We start from the raw sequence: 19,072 nt of genomic DNA on the forward strand, positions 1-19,072 counted from the left end.
TTCTTCGGGAGCTTCGGCTCCCTTTTTTCTCACAGATAAAAAGGATTGATTATGACAACCCTCCTTACGCGGTGCTTAATTGGCATTGCCACACTCTCCGTTAGCCAACTAAGTCATGCCGGGTCAAACGAAACTATTTGGGTGACTATTGATGCGCTTGCAGCAGAGCACTTTAAAAAAGAGACAATGAGTCAACGTAAGCAAGATAACAATTTTGCCATGCAATCATCAACGCTAAACCAAGTAAATTTTATGCGCTTGAATAAGCAAGAGATCGCTGGGTTAAGTGAGTTCATGCATGATAATTACCATCGATGTGGTGGTTTTGTTGCTCATGATTCATTAGCAGACGCCGAGCTTTACACTCAACAGTTAAAGGGGGTTTCGCAGTTAGCTGCGAGCTCAAGTTTAGTTAATTATAGTCTTGATAATGCCGCTACAGTCAACGCGCTACTTTCATCTATTAACAGCAGTGAGCTCACTGATACCGTTAACAGCATGATGAACTTTCATAATCGATATTACTCGGCACAAAGTGGTGTTGATGCTGCCCAGTGGTTAAAAGGGCATTGGCAACAAATAGCCAGTAGTCGTAGCGATATCAGTGTTGATTATTTTAGCCATAGTTTTTCACAATCGTCGGTGATTGTAACGATACCCGGTGCAGAAAAAGCGAACGAAATAGTGATCATCGGTGGCCATTTAGATTCAATTAATCAGTCAAATCCAAGTAATGGTAGGGCTCCTGGCGCAGATGATAATGCATCGGGTATTGCCGTGCTCACCCAAGCGCTTAAAGCGATAGTCGAGAATAACTATCAGCCACAACGAACCATTCAAATTATGGGCTTTGCTGCTGAAGAAGTTGGGCTTAGAGGCTCAAAAGAAATAGCTGCCAATTACAAAGCACAAGGGAAAAATGTGGTAGGCATGGTGCAATTTGACATGACCGGTAATCATGGCAGTAGCACCGACATTGTTATGATGACAGACTATACAAACGCAGCACAAAACCAGTACTTATCACAGCTTTTAGATGCGTATCAACCAAACGTTAGTTACGGGTTTGATCAATGTGGTTATGGTTGTTCAGATCATGCGTCGTGGTATCAACAAGGTTTTGCTGCTTCAATGCCTTTTGAATCGCGTATGAGTGATATTAACCCGTTGATTCATACCTCCAACGATTTACAGTTTGACCCACAACATGCCAGTAAATTTGCAAAACTTGCCGTGAGTTATTTGGCTGAGATAGCTAAAAATGCCGGAGATGTTGTTCAAGAGCCAAGTAATGAACTTGAAAATGGCATTGCCACAACGAACATTGCAGGGGCAGCCAAAGAACAGTTATTTTTTACCCTTGAAGTACCCGCAATGAGCAGTAATCTTGAGTTTGTTACTCAAGGTGGCACGGGTGATGCCGACTTATATATAAAATTTGGCAGCAAACCAACATTGCAAGATTTTGACTGTAAGAGTACAACATCATCAAGTAACGAGCGTTGTGTAATAGCGACCATTAAAGCAGGCACTTATCATGTGATGGTTGAAGCTTGGAATGAAATTTCAGGTGTCTCCCTAACGGGTCGTTTCAACGAGACGGGGAGTGTCGGTAGTATCGACCGTACAGAAAGTAATATTAGTGTCGGTGCTGGAAGTTGGCAACGTTTTACACAGCAAATACCGGCGGGTTTGAGTCGTTTAACCGTGGCAACTTCAGGTGGCAGCGGTGATGCCGACTTGTATGTAAATTATGGCTCAGCTTCCACAGCTTCAAATTATCAGTGTCGCCCCTATAAAAATGGCAACGAAGAAACATGCCAAATTGATAACCCGCAAAGTGGTACTTGGTACATAGATATACAGGGATACCGTGCTGCGTCGGGAATAACGTTAACGATTCAAGCACAGTAATCGTCCTTTTTGCTAATGAGGAAGCCCGCCTTCCTCATTTAGTCTTGCCCTTGGCAAGTCAGTTACGTAAAATCTGGCCATCACTTTTAATCTATTGGCGAAGTTTATCAAACAACTTTTCAGTGCCACTGGCCCTCTTGCGCTTTCTCTTGATGGATACACACCTCGACAGCCACAAATTGATATGGCTGTTGCGGTTGATGACGCCTTGCAAAAACGTCATCAATTAGTGGTTGAGGCAGGAACGGGGACGGGTAAAACTTATGCTTACTTGGCTCCTGCATTAAAATCAAAAGGTAAGACAATTATTTCTACTGGGTCAAAAGCCCTGCAAGAGCAGTTGTTTCATCGTGATTTGCCAAACTTAGTAAAAGCATTAAGCGCGACAAAAAAAGTGGCCTTGTTAAAAGGCCGTGCAAACTATTTATGTACATATCGGTTAAGTCAGCATGTAGCGCACGTGCCAACAGATGACCCGGATGTCATGCATCAATTAGCAATGGTCGCAAAATTTGCCAGCGAAACACGTTCAGGTGATTTAGCCGATTGTATTGGTATTGAAGAAGATGCAAAAGTGCTGCCCTATGTCAGTTCAACGGCCGATAATTGCTTAGGGAAAGAGTGCCCTGACTTTCAAGATTGTTATATACGTAAAGCACGATTAAATGCGATGGAAGCCGATGTTGTGGTGATTAATCACCACTTATTCTTCGCTGATATGGCGGTAAAAGACACCGGTTTTGCTGAATTAATGCCAACAGCCGATGCCTATATTTTTGATGAAGCACACCAATTAAGTGAGATTGCCAGTGATTACTTTGGTGAAAGTGTCAGTACAAAAAAGCTGGTGGATTTAATTAATGATCTGCGGGCAATTTACCGTGCCGATATCCCCGATATGTTGCAGCTGGGTAAAACGCTCAATAAACTAGAAACCAGTGTGGCTGACTTACGCTTGCAGTTTGGTATTGATGGCAGTCGCGGAGATTGGCGAGAAAAGCTGGCCGACAAAGATATCTGCGCGGCACTGCATCGGGTGATAAGCGATCTCGACTTTTTATATCAAGTACTAAAACTATGCTTAGACCGCAGTGAAAAAATAGAGCACCCCTTTGAACGCACGTTGGCCTTTAAAGGGCAGCTTGAACGCGTATTCGATACAGCACAAACAGGTTATAGCTATTGGTACGAAACCACGCGTCGCTATTTAACGGTGAACATTACGCCGCTGAACGTGTCGGCAAAATTTGCACAGATGATGAAAGACACTGGGGCTGGATTTGTTTTTACCTCAGCCACGTTGTCGGTAGATAATGATCTTGGCCACTTTAACGCCAGCCTTGGTTTAAAACCCGCGCAAAGCATGATTGTTGAAAGCCCATTTGACTATGAACAACAGGCCTTGCTGTGTTTACCTCGCTATTTACCTGAGTCGCACGCTAACAACATGCCACATGCCATTATTAAGTTAACGCTTGAGCTTATTAAATCAGCCAAAGGGCGTTGCTTTGTACTGTTTACAAGTTACCGTATGATGCATTTGGTGGCGGAAGGGTTAACCACACAATTAGATTACCCGGTGTACATGCAAGGGCAAATGTCAAAACGCATTATTCTTGAAAAATTCACTCGCCACGGTAATGCTGTTTTACTTGGCACTGCCTCTTTTTGGGAAGGGGTGGATGTTAGAGGCAGTACATTAAGTTGTGTTATTATTGATAAATTGCCGTTTGCTGCACCAGACGACCCCCTGCTTCAAGCGCGCATGCAAGATTGCCAACTGCAAGGTAAAGACCCTTTTGCGCATATTCAATTACCTCAAGCGGTAATTGCCCTGAAGCAAGGAGTAGGGCGCCTTATTCGTGATAACAAAGATAAAGGTGTATTGGTTATTTGTGATAATCGATTAGTGACACGCCAATACGGCCAAGTATTTTTAAAAAGTTTGCCACCCATGCGACGTACGCGTGATTTAGCAATGGCAAACGCCTTTTTAGAACAGATCAATTAGAGTAATGTAGATGATTAAACAAAATATTCTTGCCCTCGATGCATCAACAGAAGCCTTATCAATTGTGCTTCATTATCAAGGGCAAACATTTCATCATTTTGAAGAGTGCCCGCAACAGCACAGTCAAAAAATCTTGCCTTTAATTGATGAATTATTAACCAAAGCGCAATGTAAATTAACGCAGTTAGACGTGATTGGTTTTGGTCAAGGCCCCGGCAGTTTTACGGGGGTACGTATTAGCGTAGCCATCGCACAAGGTTTGGCCTATGCGGCCAAATTACCGCTTGTGGGTGTATCAACGCTGCAAATGATGGCTCAGCAAGCACATGAACAACATCATGTTTCAGATGTGTTCTCAGCAATTGATGCACGTATGGGGGAAATATACTTTGCTCAATATCAAGCAAATGAGCACGGTTTAATGACACTTGTGAATGAAGAACAAGTGATTAAACCAGAACTACTTACCCTGCCAGATAACTCCGCAACGGCTGTAGGTACAGGCTGGAAAACGTACCCAGAACTTGTCAGTGAAATGGCAAATATAAGCGTAAGTCCAGATATTTTATTGCCTGATGCTCAGTACATGTTGGCATCGGTTGCCAGTGCCTTTGAAAAAGGTGATACGGTAAGTGCTGCAAATGCTCAACCTAAATATGTGCGAGATACCGTAACGTGGAAAAAGCTTCCCGGGCGTGAATAACGAGAACATGTTGACCTTTCATAATTAAAATGTGTTCACGCTAGAAGGGATTTAATCGCGGTGCGAGGTTTGTTACCTAGTGCGCTGAGTAATAACCGAGCTAAGTAATAATTGATCTGAGTTATAATCGAGCAAAGCTGCCGCGTGCTGCACATACTCTCACCTATATTATGTAGGCAACCAAGAGTTAATCGCCCCTAGGAAGAACCCGAAGGGCAGCGCATGTTTGGTATGTGTGCTGCGTTATAGCCTATTTATGGGTAATAACCACACCCTAAACTTGCAGCGTTGGCATTTATGACACATAATTTAAGCATCTTTAAATTGGGATTAAGACCTTGACGTTACCGATTGGCTCAGGCTTTTTCACTGGCGATATACCGGGTCAGTATAGCCGTAAAAATACCGTAACTGATGCGCCTAAGGCGATATCAGACCAATCGGCTGAGCAAAAATCGTCAACGGAATACGTTAAAACGAGCCCTCAAGGTGTTGCGCTCGCAGCCGAATTTAAAACAGAGTCACAAAACTATCAGCAAACCATTTACGATAAGCCAAATAACCCGAAAATTAGCCGTGCTATTTCGACGTATACCGAGTTTGCTAATTTAGAGCGACGTGCTGAGGTGCAAAGCCTGATAGGTGTAGATGTGTACGCTTAATGTGAAAACGATAAACATAAAAAAGCCTAAACACTTGTTTAGGCTTTTTTCGTTTAAAACGATTACTGTTTAATAAAATCAATCAACTTATCAGCAATGTCTGTGTTGTTTTGCGAACCGTAAAAGTCTTTTGCGCGCTGACCGTAAGCAAAAACTTGTACGTCAATAGCTGTATGACCACCCGTTGTCCAGCCAGTAAAACTAGCGTGGTTAATGATATCTTTTACAGCAAGGAGTAACGCTTTATCACCCATTTTTTTAGCTTGCTCAAGTTTGATACTATTTTCTTCGGTAAATTCAATATTAGTATAACGTTGCCATACTGACTTTAAGTCGTCAGTTTTTTGTAACTCATCAGTAATGGTACCCGCCGTCGCTTTAACACCTTTAACGACTTCTGTTTCCCACTTATATTGACCGTGAGCACCCAGAGTTAAACCACCTGTTGAGTGATCAGCTGTGATGACAAGTAACGTGTCTGGGTTTTTATCAACATACGCTTTTGCCTGTTCGATAGACTTTGCAAAGTCGTCCATTTCACCCATTGCACACGCGATATCGTTCGCATGACCACACCAATCAATTTGACTGCCTTCGATCATGACAAAGAACCCTTTATCATTTTGACCATCAAGTAAATCAAGCGCTTTAGACGTCATTTGTGTTAAACGTGTTGGGTTTTCGTCCAGCGCAAACGGTAAACCGACTTCGGCAAATAAACCCAGCGCAGGTATTTGCTTTATCTCATTAAGGGCTGCAAAGTCATCACTGTACTGATAACCAGCCGATTTAAACTCTTCTACAAGATTGCGATCATCACGTACATAGTATTTCGTACCGCCACCTAACATAAGATCGACGGGTAATTTACCGGCGATTTTATTATCAATATAGTCGTTAGCAATTTCGTCATAGTTACGACGAGATTCATTGTGCGCTGCAAAACTCGCAGGTGTTGCATGATTAATTTGTGACGTTGCCACAAGAGCCGTTGTCATGCCACGCTCTTTAGCTATTTCGAGCATTGTTTTGACTGGCTTTTTGTCAGTATCAACGGCGATAGCGCCATTATAACTTTTTCGTCCACTGCTTAACGCTGTTGCGCCCGCTGCACTGTCTGTTACATAAGTATGGTCATCAGGGTAAGTGTGCGCCATACCACGTAAAATAGTATCGAATACAGTGGGGTCGACAACTTTGGTGTTTGGATCATCTTTAAAGTAACGATAAGCGGTGGTATATGCAGGGCCCATTCCATCACCAATCATATAAATGATATTTTTTGGTGCAGATTCAGCCATAACTGAACTTGCTGAGCATAATAATGCTAAAAGACTTAATTTAAATTTCATTGATGTAACCTTATTATTGTGCCCTTATTTATACTGCCGAGATTATTGTATACTAGCCAGACGATAAATAAACGCCTTTAAGTTGAAACGTTTAAAAAATAGGAGCAAGTGTGCAGCCTTTTTCTTATCAAACTGGCGATAAAACCTTGCATGGCCTAACCTTTGGTCATGGTGAAGAGGTTGTGATTGCTTTACACGGATGGCTAGATAACGCAAATAGTTACCTACCTATGCTACATAATGCGACCTTAAACCACACATGGTATTGCGTTGATTTTCCGGGGCACGGCTTATCAGATTGGCGTAATAAAGATGCACATTACTACTTTATAGATTACATTGATGATATCTATATGTTACTTGCGACACTCAATGTGGATCGTGTTCACTTAGTTGGTCATTCGATGGGAGCGATGGTTGCAGGCGTTTTCGCAAGTTGCTTTCCAGAAAAAGTGGCCTCGGTCAATTTTATAGAAGGGATAGGCTGTGTGACTACACCCAGTTCAGATACAGCGAGTCAACTTCGAAAAGCAATTTTGAACCGGGCACGTGTAAACAGTAAACAGCCACGCGCATTTGAGTCAAAGGCGCACATTATTAGTGCAAGACTCGCCAGTGGTGATTTAGCGTACCCGCACGCTGCGCTCCTCATGGAGCGTAATTGTTATGAAAAGGGTGGTAAGTGGTACTTGAGAACCGATCCTAAGCTTAAAAATCATTCAGGGTTTCGTTTTAATGAGGCACAATGTGAAGCAACAATTAAACTCATTAAGGCCCCATGCCAGCTTATAATGGGCGATAAAGGATTTGAGTTCGTAAAACAAAACTTAGATGCTTATGGTAAATATTACAAGGAGTTAAAAATTCATCAGATACCAGGCGGTCACCATTGCCATATGCAAAGTCCTGCATTAACCTTAGAACACATTCATGCATTTATTAGGCACGATAAAGCAAGTTAATTGTATAATTGCACCAAATATGGGATTATCTGCACCATTAGAGTATTTACTCCATTGTGAAACGGCCTTAGTTAGATTAAGGTTATTAAAAAATATAATTATAAACAGGAGCTAAGAGTGGAAAAAATCTGGCTTAAGCGCTACCCAGAAGGTATGCCTGAAACAATCGACCCTGAGCATTATCACTCGTTACTCGACTTGTTTGAAAAAAGTTTTGCTGACTATAGTGACCTTCCAGCCTTTACTAACATGGGTAAAGTGTTGACCTACAGCGAAATCGACAGTGCAACAAAACGTGTTGCGTCGTACATTCAAAATGATCTTGGTCTAAAAAAAGGCGATAAAGTAGCGGTAATGATGCCTAACTTACTGCAAACGCCGGTAACAATTTTAGGTATTCTTCGCGCTGGTTGTGTAGTGGTTAATGTCAATCCACTTTACACGGTTCGTGAATTAGAGCATCAGTTAAATGACTCTGAGTCATCTGCAATATTTATTCTTGCTAATTTTGCTGACACCCTCGAAAAAGCATTACCGAAAACGAACGTCAAACACATTGTGGTCACACAAGTGGGCGACATGGTTGGCGGCCTCAAAAAGCATATCGTTAACTTTGTTGTTAAATATATCAAAAAAATGGTGCCAAGTTACTCACTCCCAAATGTAATCAAATTTTCTGATGCGCTTGCGGGTGATGAAGCAACCTATAAAAAGCCAGATGTCGATCTTAACGACTTAGCATTCTTACAATACACAGGTGGAACAACCGGTGTGTCAAAAGGGGCTATGTTATCGCACGGTAATATGGTTGGTAACCTTGAACAAGTATCAGGTTGTTTAGATAATGTTTTAGAGCGCGGTAAAGAAGTGGTTATTACAGCGCTGCCGCTTTATCACATCTTTGCACTGACAGCTAACTGTTTAACCTTCATGAAATATGGTGGCTTAAACGTGCTGATCACAAACCCACGTGATATGCCTGGTTTCGTCAAAGAGTTAGCGCAACATAAATTTACAGCAGTGACGGGTGTAAATACGTTGTTTAATGGTTTATTGAATACTCCGGGATTTGCTGAACTTGATTTCTCAAGTTTAAAAATGTCATTAGGCGGTGGTATGGCGGTGCAACGTCCTGTTGCAGAAAAATGGCAAGCTGTCACAAAAACCAAATTGATGGAAGGCTATGGCCTAACTGAGTGTGCGCCACTTGTTACAGTGAGTCCATACGATCTAGACAGCTACAATGGCTCAATTGGTTTACCTGCGCCAAGCACTGATATTAAGCTAATGCTTGAAAACGGTGAAGAAGCAGCAAAAGGTGAACCCGGTGAACTATGGGTTAAAGGCCCACAAGTTATGCTCGGTTATTATAATCGCCCAGATGCCACAGCTGAGTGCTTAAAAGACGGCTGGTTTGCAACAGGTGATATTGCGACATACGATGATGAAGGTTTCTTCTATATTGTGGATCGTAAGAAAGACATGATCATTGTGTCGGGCTTTAATGTATTCCCAAATGAGATTGAAGAAGTGGTTGCAATGCACGAAGGTGTGCTTGAAGTCGCAGCAATCGGTATCCCGCATGAAGTAAGTGGTGAACAAGTTAAAGTTTTTGTCGTGAAAAAAGATCAATCTTTAACTGAAAAAGATATAATAAAACACTGTCGTGATAATTTAACGAACTATAAGGTGCCTAAACTGGTTGAGTTTAGGGATGAATTACCAAAAACAAACGTTGGTAAGATTCTGAGAAGAGCCTTAAAGGACGAAAAATAATAAGAGCCGGCATTAGCCGGCTTTTTTTATGGTAATTGATATTTAAAGGGGTATAAGTGCAATACCAAGTGATCGAAACGCAAAACCAATTAAATGATTTTGTAGAACAAATTACAGGCAAGTCTGTGCTTGCTATTGATACCGAATTTATGCGCCGTCGCACCTTGTACCCAGAGGTCGCACTTATTCAAGTTTTTGATGGTGAGCACTTAGCGCTAATCGATCCATTGGCAGAGTTGTCGCTTTATGATTTTTGGCAAGTGCTTAAAAACCCAGATGTTTTAAAGGTATTGCACTCTCCGTCAGAAGATATTGAGGTGTTTCAAAAGTACGCGGGTTTTGTTCCAACCCCCTTGTTTGATACCCAGTTTGCACTGCAAATTTTAGGGCATGGCAACTGCATGGGGTTCGCCCACATGGTCAAAGAATTACTTGATATCGAAATAGATAAAAGCGAATCAAGAACAAACTGGCTACAACGCCCATTAACCAAAAAACAGCTAGATTACGCAGCAGCCGATACTTTTCATTTATTACCTTGTTTCGAAATAATTAAAAAGCAAATTGATGAAGCTGGCTTTTTTGATATCGTCATTAGTGAAAGTGAGTTGGTTGCGCAAAAACGGGCTTATCAAACGCCTTATGATCAGCTTTATAAAGATATTAAAAATGCATGGCAATTACGTCCTCATGACTTAGCTGTATTACGAGAGCTTGCTGCATGGCGCCGTGAAAAAGCTGAGCGAAAAAACCTCGCGCTTAACTTTGTAGTGAAAGAGCACAATATGGTTGAAATTGCCAAACGTAAACCCGCAAGCTTAAACTCTTTACGCCGTGTACCGGGTATTGAGCCGATGGAAGTAAATCGTTCGGGGGTTGAAATATTACAGTGCATCGAGCGAGGAAAAGCGATTGACGTTAGTGAGCATCCGCAGCAATTGAAGCGTCTTATTGATTTTCCAGCTTATAAAAAGGCGGCGAAAGATATTAAGCAAAAGATCACTAAAGTAGCAAAAGAGCAGGGTATTCCAGAAGATGTCTTAGCGTCTAAAAAGCAAATTAACCAATTAATAAGTTGGAACTGGAAGCTCGATAACGAAGAACGAAAAACGTCATCTAAGCCTGACTTATTCAATTCTTGGCGCTATGAATATGTTAAAGATGCTCTTAAAGAATGGGATAACTAAGAGCCCACTCTTTAAACAGAGCCTGACTGTGGTTTGACTATATTTTTCACTAAATAGTCAAACCACCTGGTGGCTGCTTCTATAAAGCGCATTAAAATTCAATGTCTTAAATAACACCCTCTAAATAGTATGATTTAATAAATATAAGCATGGTGCGTTTTCACAACATGTTTTTATTAAAGTATCTTTCTTTTGCTTAAGCGGTTAGAGCAGTTTTCTGTGTTTACTTTTTTCGTGTAACCAATCTAATAAATTGGAATTATAGCGTTTTAGTCCTTGTGTTTGCCGTGACGTTAACGTGTAGAAGGGGGCAAAAAGAAAGAACCTATCACCAAACATAATGACACAGTGAAAACCACATTTTGAATAGTGACGGAGCAATTTGACCCGACTGGCTTCAATGTGAAAGTTGCCAAACATAGAACGATAAAATACACCATGATGGCATATTGTTAATTCACTTTTGGAGCTAATAACTAAGACGATAATTATTGCAGATATGCAAACGGTTGTTAGCAACGTTAATTGATAAATGAGATACTTTTCAGGTAAATATTCTAAAAGAATCAACAGGGTAAATAGTATAAAAGCGAGTATTAATAACACGCTTTTCTCTGAATTTTTCTTCAGCGTTAGGACTTTCATGCTCTATCCTTGAGATGTTTTTCTTTATATTACGATCCTTTTAATATATGACAACCAGTCTAAAAGAGGGTATTTTGTCCCTTTTTTGATTATATTGTATTATTTAATATGAAATTCCTTTTTTGAATCAGTATGTAACATAATGCGGTTTAAATTTATTGGGTGAAGAAATTAACGAGAATTTTACCGATTATATGCTGAATAACGCTCGTTATTTTTCTATATAACGCCATTAGCAGGGATTTACATCCCCACTAAAATTTTATCTAAGTTCTTTTTCGATTTTGCCACACTTTGCAGTGGCGTTAATCCCTCAGGGTATTCCTCTTGCTCAAGCACTAACCATTGGGTATTACCATCTGTTTCTAAGGTGTCGATGATTTCTGGCCAATCTATGCTGTTTTCACCAATAATAGGGCTGAGTATGCTGCCATTTTTAGTACGAACTTTTATGTGTGTTGAGAGCGTTCGCTTGGGGTATTTTTTTATGAAATAAAGAGGGTCTTTACCCGCGTAATTAACCCAGCCAATGTCTAGTTGTAATGGCATGCTATTTGGGGTGTTGCTAGCGATGTAATCCCAAAATGTTGCGTTATTAAATGCATTAAACTCTTTATTATGATTGTGAAAACCGATCTTCATATTATAGCGGCTTGCATAATTACTGACTTTAGTCAGCTCTTTAACCAATGATTTAACGCCTTCTGGGTGCCATGCACGCTCATCCCAAGGGACATACAGTGCTGTTACTCCAAGTGTTTTGTAAAAAAGGAGTGTGCTATCAATATTGCTTTCATTGAGTGCATCAAAGCCGACGTGAGCACTACTGGCAAGTAAGCCCAATTCAGTTAGTTTTGCTTTGAGGCCGGCAGGGTTATCACTGTAAGGGCCAAAGTCTGCGGCAAACTCAACGCCATCAAAGCCCATTTCAGAGAGTGATTTTAAAGTATTATGGAAATCTTTTTTAAGGGAGTCCTTAACCGACCATAATTGCACACTGACTGGAATAGTCGCCAATAACTGACTGCTAAATACAAAGCAAATTAAAAATAATAAATAACGAGAGTTAAACATATTTAAATCCTAAAAAAGCAGGGGAGTTAACCCCCTGCATTGCAGTGTGTTATAAAACAACACAAGGGGGGAAGCTAATCGGTATAGGCGTATTCGCTCAAGCCTAGGTCTACTAAAACCTGATCTAAATGCGCTTTTGCCTCGTCAGACGGTCCCGGATAATCGCCTGCAATAGGCACATTTCCTAAGTAGCCAATGTCTTTACAGCCCTCAGGCGTGCAGAAGAAAGCGGCTAACACCAACTCTTTAAAGCGTAAAAATGCTTTACCAATACGTTGAAATTGGGCAGGTGTTTGTTCATTAAAATAAGCAATATCATCTAAAATTGCACGATGCTGTTGCTCACTTAATCCGGTAAATGGCTTCTTAAAGCGCAACTTAGATTCGTCGTTTATCCACGCAAGTGAATTTAAAATTTTAATGCGGTCACGTTGTTGTCCTTCATAAGGTGCGCTAACCCATTCATTGATAACCGCCGGTACGTGCAACTCACTTGCCGATGGAATAGTGCCTTCGCGCGGCACAATGTAATCGGATAATAACGCCACTAAGGTTATTTCGTCCGCAGTTAATGTCAATGGCCATGGTGATTGTGGTGGGATCACTAAATTGGGATCTTGGCCATAACCTTTTGCGGTAATAGGTTTAATATCTAAGTCCGGCCAATGCCCCTCAGTTGAGGATGCTGCACCGATTTCAAGTGCTTTTGTACACCCTGCGGTTAGCCCGACCGCTGAGCCTGCGGCTAATAAGCCTAGCCACTTTAAAGAGTCTCGTCGACTCATTCCTGAAACATAGTTATAGGTTTCGTGTTCGTTACGATGATGCATAATTAAAGTACCCCATTATCAATTTGTTGAGCAAGCCAAGTTGAATTACGCATTGCCAGAGTCATGATGGTGAGCGTACAGTTTTTATGTGGGTTTGAGGCAAACACCCCTGCATCCATGACGAACAAGTTATTACAATCCCACGTTTGACCCCATTGATTAGTCACAGAGTCTTTCTTTGAGCTGCCCATGCGTGTGGTACCTACCTCATGGATAATCTCGCCACCTTTTGAAATAGCTTTTTCGGCAGGCGGGAGTTCACCAACCTCTGCGCCCATGTTTTCAAGGATTTGTTTGGCCGTTTTTAAGCCATGCTCAATTTGCTTTAATTCACGATCAGACCACTTAAAGTGGAATTTCGAAACCGGAATACCCCATTTATCTTTAACGTTTTCGTCAATTTCCATGTAAGTATCTTTATTTGGTAACATTTCACCGCGTAGCGCAAATCCTACATAAGAGCCATACGCATCGCGAATTTGTTGTTTTAAGGCGGGGCCGTAGCCTTGTTTATCGCCAGACACACCTGAACCGGGTTGTCTGAAGCCGCCACCAATTTCAAAGTGATAACCACGTGGGAAATCTAACTCATTGTTAGCTTGGGCTTGATGGCCCCACCAAGGAATGAATAAGTGGTTTGCGGTATGACCATCTTCGTTATAACGCGGGCGGCCTTTTAGTGCTGGAATCTGTGCTCCTAGCCATGCACCTGTTGAATCCATTAGGTTACGACCAACCTGACCACTCGAATTAGCAAGACCTTTAGGGTGTGTTTTGTGTTTAGAGTTTAATAAAATACGCGCTGATTCGCAGGCACTGGCCGCAAGAATCACCACATCAGCTTCAAGAGCGTGCTCTGTGACTGTTTTCTTATCAACATAGGTTACACCCGTTACTTTACCTTGATCATTAACAGCCACCGATTTTACCATTGCATCAGTAATCACTTTTAAATTACCCGTTGCTTTTGCCATAGGTAACAGCGATGTTGTTGTTTGGAATGCGGCACCAATTGAGCAACCAGAGCCACATGGTGTTGCATAGAAGCATGCTAAACGGTCGTCTTTTGGACGGGTTAAAACCGCACGATGCATTGGCACAGCTTGAATGCCCAATTTCTTTGCAGAAGCAGCAATTAATAACTCTGGTACGCGGGGTTTTGGTGGTGGCTGCAAAATACCCGGCGATGAATCTGGCATATCTTCATGGCCAGTGTTAGTGCCACACACCCCAACGAGCTCTTCTGTTTTGTCGTACCAAGGTGCTAAGTCGGCATACTCGAAAGGCCAGTCCGCACCGTGACCATCACGGCTTTTACCTTTAAAGTCGTGCTCACTAAAACGCAGTGAGTAGCGACCCCAGTGATTAGTCCGGCCGCCTAACATGCGAGCGCGCCACCAATAAAAGTCGCTGCCTTTTGCACTGGTGTATGGCTCATCGGGTACTTGCCAACCGCCATCGACCGTTGCATCGTAGAAACCAAAGTTTTTATCTTTGTTGCCTGCCCCCATTAATGGAGCCTCGCTATTGCGGCGAAACATTGGGCTTTCGGTTTTTGGATCATAATGTCGACCTGCTTCTAACAGCAGTACTTTATGACCTAGTTTTGTAAGTGTGTAAGCGGCCATTGCGCCACCCGCACCAGAGCCAACAACCAATACCTTATGTTTAAATTCAGACATCTTAAAGCTCCTTAATTTTTATATTTTTAAACCACACTTTATCGCCGTGATCTTGAAGCCCGATATGGCCTTGCTTAGCCGTTGCAAAGTTTTGCCAATTGGCAAACTTACTGCCTTTTACAAGCGTGTTCCATGTTGTACTACCAATAACGATGCTTGTCGTACTAATGCCGTTTTGCCAAACTTGTAGATGGTTGTCTTGCATTTTTATACGCACATGGTTCCAGCTATTGGCGGGTTTATGTGCAGCAGCAGGGGCAGCGAATAAATCATAAATTGAGCCAGCTAAATGAGAGTCAATTTTGTTATCTGGGTGCTCTTTGTTATCAATAATTTGAATCTCTGGCGCGTGTGAATAAATCATTTGTCCTGTTTCATCGGCCAGCACAAAAATACCACTGTTGCCCTTGGTTGAAATTTTCCAATCAATGTGCAGTTCAAAGTTTTGATATTGTTTCTTGGTTAGTAGGTCGCCACCTCCTTTTGTTAAGGTCATGGCGCCATCTTCAATAACCCAAGCTGGATTTAAAGAGTCACTTTTAAAATTACGCCACTGTGACATGTCTTTGCCATCAAACAGTAACTGCCATCCGGCGTTTTTTTCTTGTTGTGTTAGCTGATTATCAGTCGCATTAGCGAGTGCACAGCTACTAACTGTGAGCACTAAAGTCAGTGCTTTGAGAGATTTAAACATGGTGTTCCTCGACGATTTACTTGCTTAAGATGCGCACTTTTCAGCGCGTTTGTTGTTATTAATAACTAAATGCAACCCTATGAATGCCACGATTAAAATAATCGGGAATATCAACAGGTTTTGTAATACAGCCTGTCCGGCTAAAATTTCGATTTGTTCCGCGCTGGCACCTGATGCTTTTGCAGACAAACGGGCACTGTCTATCCAACTTCCTATGACTGGATTCCAAATACTCATTGCGAACATGCCCGCGCCTCCCATTAACGACATACCTAGCGCGCCCGATTTCGGAATGTATTCGGCAACACAACCAAGCATGGTAGGCCAAAAGTAAGTTACACCCATGGCGAATAGAATAGCGGCTAAATAAATCATGGTGCCTTGTGCTTGGCTCATCATAAAGATACCTAAGCTTGCACAAAGCGCAGAGCCAAGTAATACACCTGTTGGGTTAAGCTTGTGGACAATAGGGCCTGCAAAAAAACGACCTACCGCCATGAGCCCTGTTATAAGTGCTAAAATGACCATGGGTGATGCCCCCGATGAACCTAAAATACGTTCAATCCATTGCTGAGTACCAAACTCCGTTGTGGCGGTCAGTGTCATGCACGCTATAAGAAATAAATACAGCGGGGTAAATAAATGACGAATGTTGCTGCTGGTCGAGTGGGTACGTGTATCAAAGGTCGGAAATTTTGCTTTAATTAGCATGGCACCATAAATAATGGTCGGGACTAATATTAAAGCGACTTGCCACTGCCAGTTAAGGCCGGCAGCCGACATGAAATTAGACGCTAATGCACCAATTACAATCCCGCCAGGGAACCAAACATGAAAGCGGTTAAGCATAGTGGTGGTGTTTTTAGGGTACATTTCAGCTATTAATGGGTTACAACCTGCTTCAACAGAGCCGTTTGCAAAGCCTATTAGAAAAGTCGATACCAGCAAGCCCCAAAAGCCATCTGCGGTGATGGTTAGGGCAAGGCCAAGTAAGTGACAAATAAATGCCAACGCGACCAGCTTTTTAGCACCAATAGCGTTGTAGATTATACCACCGAGCATGGTCGCAACGGGGAAACCTAAAAACGCCATTGCATTGACCCAACCGAGTTCGGTGTCAGTTAAACCAAAGTCACCACCAAGTTGACCCAAAATACCAGCGCGAATGGCAAAGGTCATCGAGGTCACAATCAGTGCTATACAGCAAAGCCGAAAGACAATGCGATTATAATTATTGTTGTCCATATTGTGTGTCCTGTGTGTTCAATTGTTGTCGGTTTTATAAACCTAAAATTCGATTATTACGCTCAGTGTTTGTTGCGCCACTGGCAAAATCGTCAAAGGCTTTGTCGGTGGGGTTTATTAAATGTGCTTTAATAAACTCAGCGCCTTCTCGTGCCCCATCTTCTGGGTGTTTTAAACAACACTCCCATTCAAGCACTGCCCAGCCATCGAAGCCATATTGGGTTAATTTGCTGAAAATTTGCTTAAAATCGACTTGCCCATCACCTAAAGATCGAAAACGGCCCGGTCGGTCTTGCCAGTTTTGAAAGCCGCCGTATACCCCAGAGCGGCCATTTGCAATAAACTCAGCGTCCTTGACATGAAACGCTTTTATGCGTGAATGATAAATATCGATAAATGCTAAGTAGTCTAATTGTTGCAATACGAAGTGACTCGGATCATATAGAATGTTCACACGAGGGTGATTATTTGTGGCGGCTAAAAAGCGCTCAAATGTTACCCCGTCGTGCAAGTCTTCGCCCGGATGTAATTCATAGCAAACATCAACACCGTGTTCATCAAAGCAATCTAAAATTGGTAACCAACGTTTAGCGAGTTCGTTAAAACCTTGTTCAACAAGTCCCTGTGGACGTTGTGGCCACGGGTAAAAGGTATGCCATAAAAAAGACCCCGAGAACGTCGCATGCGTTGTTAAACCAAGGCGTTTACTCGCTTTTGCGGCAAACATTAGCTGCTCCGTTGCCCATTGTGTGCGTGCCGCAGGGTTGCCTTTTACGTGGTCTGCAGCAAAATTATCAAACATTTCATCGTATGCAGGGTGTACCGCAATCAGCTGACCTTGCAAGTGGGTTGATAGCTCTGAAATTGTAAGGCCTGACTCGGCTGCAATACCAGTGACTTCATCGCAGTATTGCTGGCTTTCGGCGGCTTTTTCTAAATCGAAAATAGCGGGGTTAGAGGTAGGGACTTGAATGGCCTTGTAACCTAAACCACTGGCCCATTTACATAATCCACGAAAGCTATTAAAAGGGGCTTCATTGCCAATAAATTGCGCCAGAAAAATCGCTGGCCCTTTGATTTTTTTCATTATGTATTATCCAATCTGTAAACTGTGCCACTTAGTATCGCGCTCTGACGAGGCTACAACATGCTCAATAAATGCCATACCGCGAACTGCCTCTTTGATACCGGGTACATCAAACTCTTGATTTGTGGCGCTGTCGCCTTGTTTAAATGCGTGAATTTGCTTTGCAAAATTACTGTAAATGTTGGCGAAGGCTTCAAGGTATCCTTCAGGATGACCCGCCGGTGTACGCAGTGCATTTTGCGTATCAGTGTGAAGTACGCCTACACCCGCTCTTAGCAAGATAGCTGCTTGGTTATGCGCACGCAGCCATAAGCTATTCGGCTCTAGTTGCGACCATTCAAGGCTGGCTTTATCACCATAAATACGCAGGCGTAGATTGTTTTCGTCACCAATAGCGACTTGGCTTGCGAGTAATACGCCTTTGCTACCGTTGTTAAAACGCAGTAGCACCGTGCCATCATCATCGAGGCTGCGGCCATCAACTACATGGTTCAAATCGGCACACAGTTGGGTTATTTCGAGGCCCGATACATATTCAGCCAAATTTGCTGCATGCACACCAATGTCGCCCATGCAGCAACTTATTCCCGATTTACTCGTATCAAGACGCCAGCTTGCTTGCTTAGAGCTTTCATCTTCACTTTGTGCAAGCCAGCCTTGGGTGTATTCAACAATGACTTTACGAATACAGCCAAGCTCACCCGCTTTAATGCGCTGCTTAGCTTCTTTGACCATCGGGTAGCCGGTGTAGGTGTGTGTTAATCCATACAAAAGACCCTGTTTGGTAATGATTTCTTGTAATTGCTGTGCTTCGACAAGTGAAAGAGTTGCAGGCTTGTCTGATAAAACATGAAAACCGTGCTCTAGAGCCATTTTTGCCACCGGAAAGTGCAAGTGGTTAGGCGTTACAATTGCCACAAAATCAACGCGCTCTTCAGCAGGTAATTTTGCTTCTTCTGCAAATAGGGTGAGGTAACTGTCGTAGCAACGGCTGCTATCGAGGCCAAGTAATTCGCCAGTTGCTTTACACTTGTTGGCATCCGAGCTGAATGCACCAGCCACAAGCTCTATCATGCCATCTAATCGCGCTGCAATGCGATGAATTGCGCCTATAAAGGCACCTTCGCCACCGCCGATCATAGCCATGCGGATTTTAGCTTTGCTCATCTTAAGCGCTCCTAATCAAAGTAGCGTTTGCTACTGTTAATGTCATGTTATTGATAATAGGTAAGCTTGGGCAATAAGCGA

Annotated in this window: 16 protein-coding genes; 7 read left to right on the forward strand and 9 right to left on the reverse strand. The window is 42.4% G+C overall.

Annotated features, from left to right (window positions below; genetic code table 11):
* Nucleotides 1–51: 51 nt before the first annotated feature.
* The 4 genes from BWD47_RS02120 to BWD47_RS02135 all read left to right on the forward strand — a co-directional run bounded on the left by BWD47_RS02120 (nt 52) and on the right by BWD47_RS02135 (nt 5,290).
* On the forward strand, nt 52–1,914 hold the full coding sequence (locus BWD47_RS02120; protein ID WP_075593271.1) for a M28 family metallopeptidase: 1,863 nt from the start codon (nt 52–54) through the stop codon (nt 1,912–1,914).
* 94 nt (nt 1,915–2,008) lie between these two features.
* Complete coding sequence (locus BWD47_RS02125; protein ID WP_036971947.1) at nt 2,009–3,925, forward strand: ATP-dependent DNA helicase; 1,917 nt, start codon at nt 2,009–2,011, stop codon at nt 3,923–3,925.
* Nucleotides 3,926–3,935: 10 nt separating this feature from the next.
* Complete coding sequence (gene tsaB / locus BWD47_RS02130; RefSeq protein ID WP_036971946.1) at nt 3,936–4,628, forward strand: tRNA (adenosine(37)-N6)-threonylcarbamoyltransferase complex dimerization subunit type 1 TsaB; 693 nt, start codon at nt 3,936–3,938, stop codon at nt 4,626–4,628.
* A gap of 338 nt (nt 4,629–4,966) precedes the next feature.
* Complete coding sequence (locus BWD47_RS02135; protein WP_065979051.1) at nt 4,967–5,290, forward strand: hypothetical protein; 324 nt, start codon at nt 4,967–4,969, stop codon at nt 5,288–5,290.
* Nucleotides 5,291–5,352: 62 nt separating this feature from the next.
* Here BWD47_RS02135 and BWD47_RS02140 read toward each other — a convergent pair whose 3' ends face one another.
* Entirely contained in the window at nt 5,353–6,642 is a 1,290-nt protein-coding gene (locus BWD47_RS02140) for an alkaline phosphatase (protein WP_036971942.1), read from the reverse strand.
* A gap of 110 nt (nt 6,643–6,752) precedes the next feature.
* Here BWD47_RS02140 and BWD47_RS02145 point away from each other — a divergent pair, with 110 nt between their 5' ends.
* The 3 genes from BWD47_RS02145 to rnd all read left to right on the forward strand — a co-directional run bounded on the left by BWD47_RS02145 (nt 6,753) and on the right by rnd (nt 10,567).
* Nucleotides 6,753–7,604, forward strand: a complete 852-nt coding sequence (locus BWD47_RS02145) for an alpha/beta fold hydrolase (RefSeq protein WP_036971941.1) — start codon at nt 6,753–6,755, stop codon at nt 7,602–7,604.
* Between the two features lie 117 nt (nt 7,605–7,721).
* Nucleotides 7,722–9,380 carry a long-chain-fatty-acid--CoA ligase FadD gene (gene fadD, locus BWD47_RS02150; protein ID WP_036971940.1) on the forward strand — a complete coding sequence of 553 codons (1,659 nt, stop codon included), beginning with the start codon at nt 7,722–7,724 and terminating at the stop codon, nt 9,378–9,380.
* A 56-nt stretch (nt 9,381–9,436) separates the two neighbouring features.
* Nucleotides 9,437–10,567, forward strand: coding sequence for a ribonuclease D (rnd, locus tag BWD47_RS02155; protein ID WP_036971939.1), 1,131 nt, complete (start codon nt 9,437–9,439; stop codon nt 10,565–10,567).
* 204 nt (nt 10,568–10,771) lie between these two features.
* On the opposite strand, the gene BWD47_RS02160 is transcribed toward rnd, so the two are convergent.
* From BWD47_RS02160 to BWD47_RS02195, 8 genes are all read right to left on the reverse strand, one after another.
* On the reverse strand, nt 10,772–11,212 hold the full coding sequence (locus tag BWD47_RS02160) for a hypothetical protein (RefSeq protein ID WP_065979055.1): 441 nt from the start codon (nt 11,210–11,212) through the stop codon (nt 10,772–10,774).
* 243 nt (nt 11,213–11,455) lie between these two features.
* A complete protein-coding gene (locus tag BWD47_RS02165; protein ID WP_075593272.1) occupies nt 11,456–12,286 on the reverse strand; it encodes a sugar phosphate isomerase/epimerase in 831 nt (276 codons plus the stop codon).
* Nucleotides 12,287–12,360: 74 nt separating this feature from the next.
* On the reverse strand, nt 12,361–13,116 hold the full coding sequence (locus BWD47_RS02170; RefSeq protein ID WP_065979057.1) for a gluconate 2-dehydrogenase subunit 3 family protein: 756 nt from the start codon (nt 13,114–13,116) through the stop codon (nt 12,361–12,363).
* Between the two features lie 2 nt (nt 13,117–13,118).
* Nucleotides 13,119–14,798, reverse strand: a complete 1,680-nt coding sequence (locus BWD47_RS02175) for a GMC family oxidoreductase (protein ID WP_036971935.1) — start codon at nt 14,796–14,798, stop codon at nt 13,119–13,121.
* Between the two features lies 1 nt (nt 14,799).
* On the reverse strand, nt 14,800–15,492 hold the full coding sequence (locus tag BWD47_RS02180) for a DUF1080 domain-containing protein (protein ID WP_065979059.1): 693 nt from the start codon (nt 15,490–15,492) through the stop codon (nt 14,800–14,802).
* Between the two features lie 24 nt (nt 15,493–15,516).
* The gene (locus BWD47_RS02185) at nt 15,517–16,737 is read right to left on the reverse strand and encodes a sugar MFS transporter (protein WP_075593273.1); all 1,221 of its coding nucleotides are present in this window, start codon (nt 16,735–16,737) and stop codon (nt 15,517–15,519) included.
* A gap of 34 nt (nt 16,738–16,771) precedes the next feature.
* A complete protein-coding gene (locus BWD47_RS02190) occupies nt 16,772–17,824 on the reverse strand; it encodes a sugar phosphate isomerase/epimerase (RefSeq protein ID WP_075593274.1) in 1,053 nt (350 codons plus the stop codon).
* Between the two features lie 6 nt (nt 17,825–17,830).
* Complete coding sequence (locus tag BWD47_RS02195; protein WP_036971931.1) at nt 17,831–18,991, reverse strand: Gfo/Idh/MocA family protein; 1,161 nt, start codon at nt 18,989–18,991, stop codon at nt 17,831–17,833.
* Between the last annotated feature and the right edge of the window lie 81 nt (nt 18,992–19,072).

Source organism: Pseudoalteromonas sp. PAB 2.2 (assembly GCF_001938575.1).
In the GTDB taxonomy this organism is placed as follows: Bacteria; Pseudomonadota; Gammaproteobacteria; order Enterobacterales; family Alteromonadaceae; genus Pseudoalteromonas; species Pseudoalteromonas lipolytica.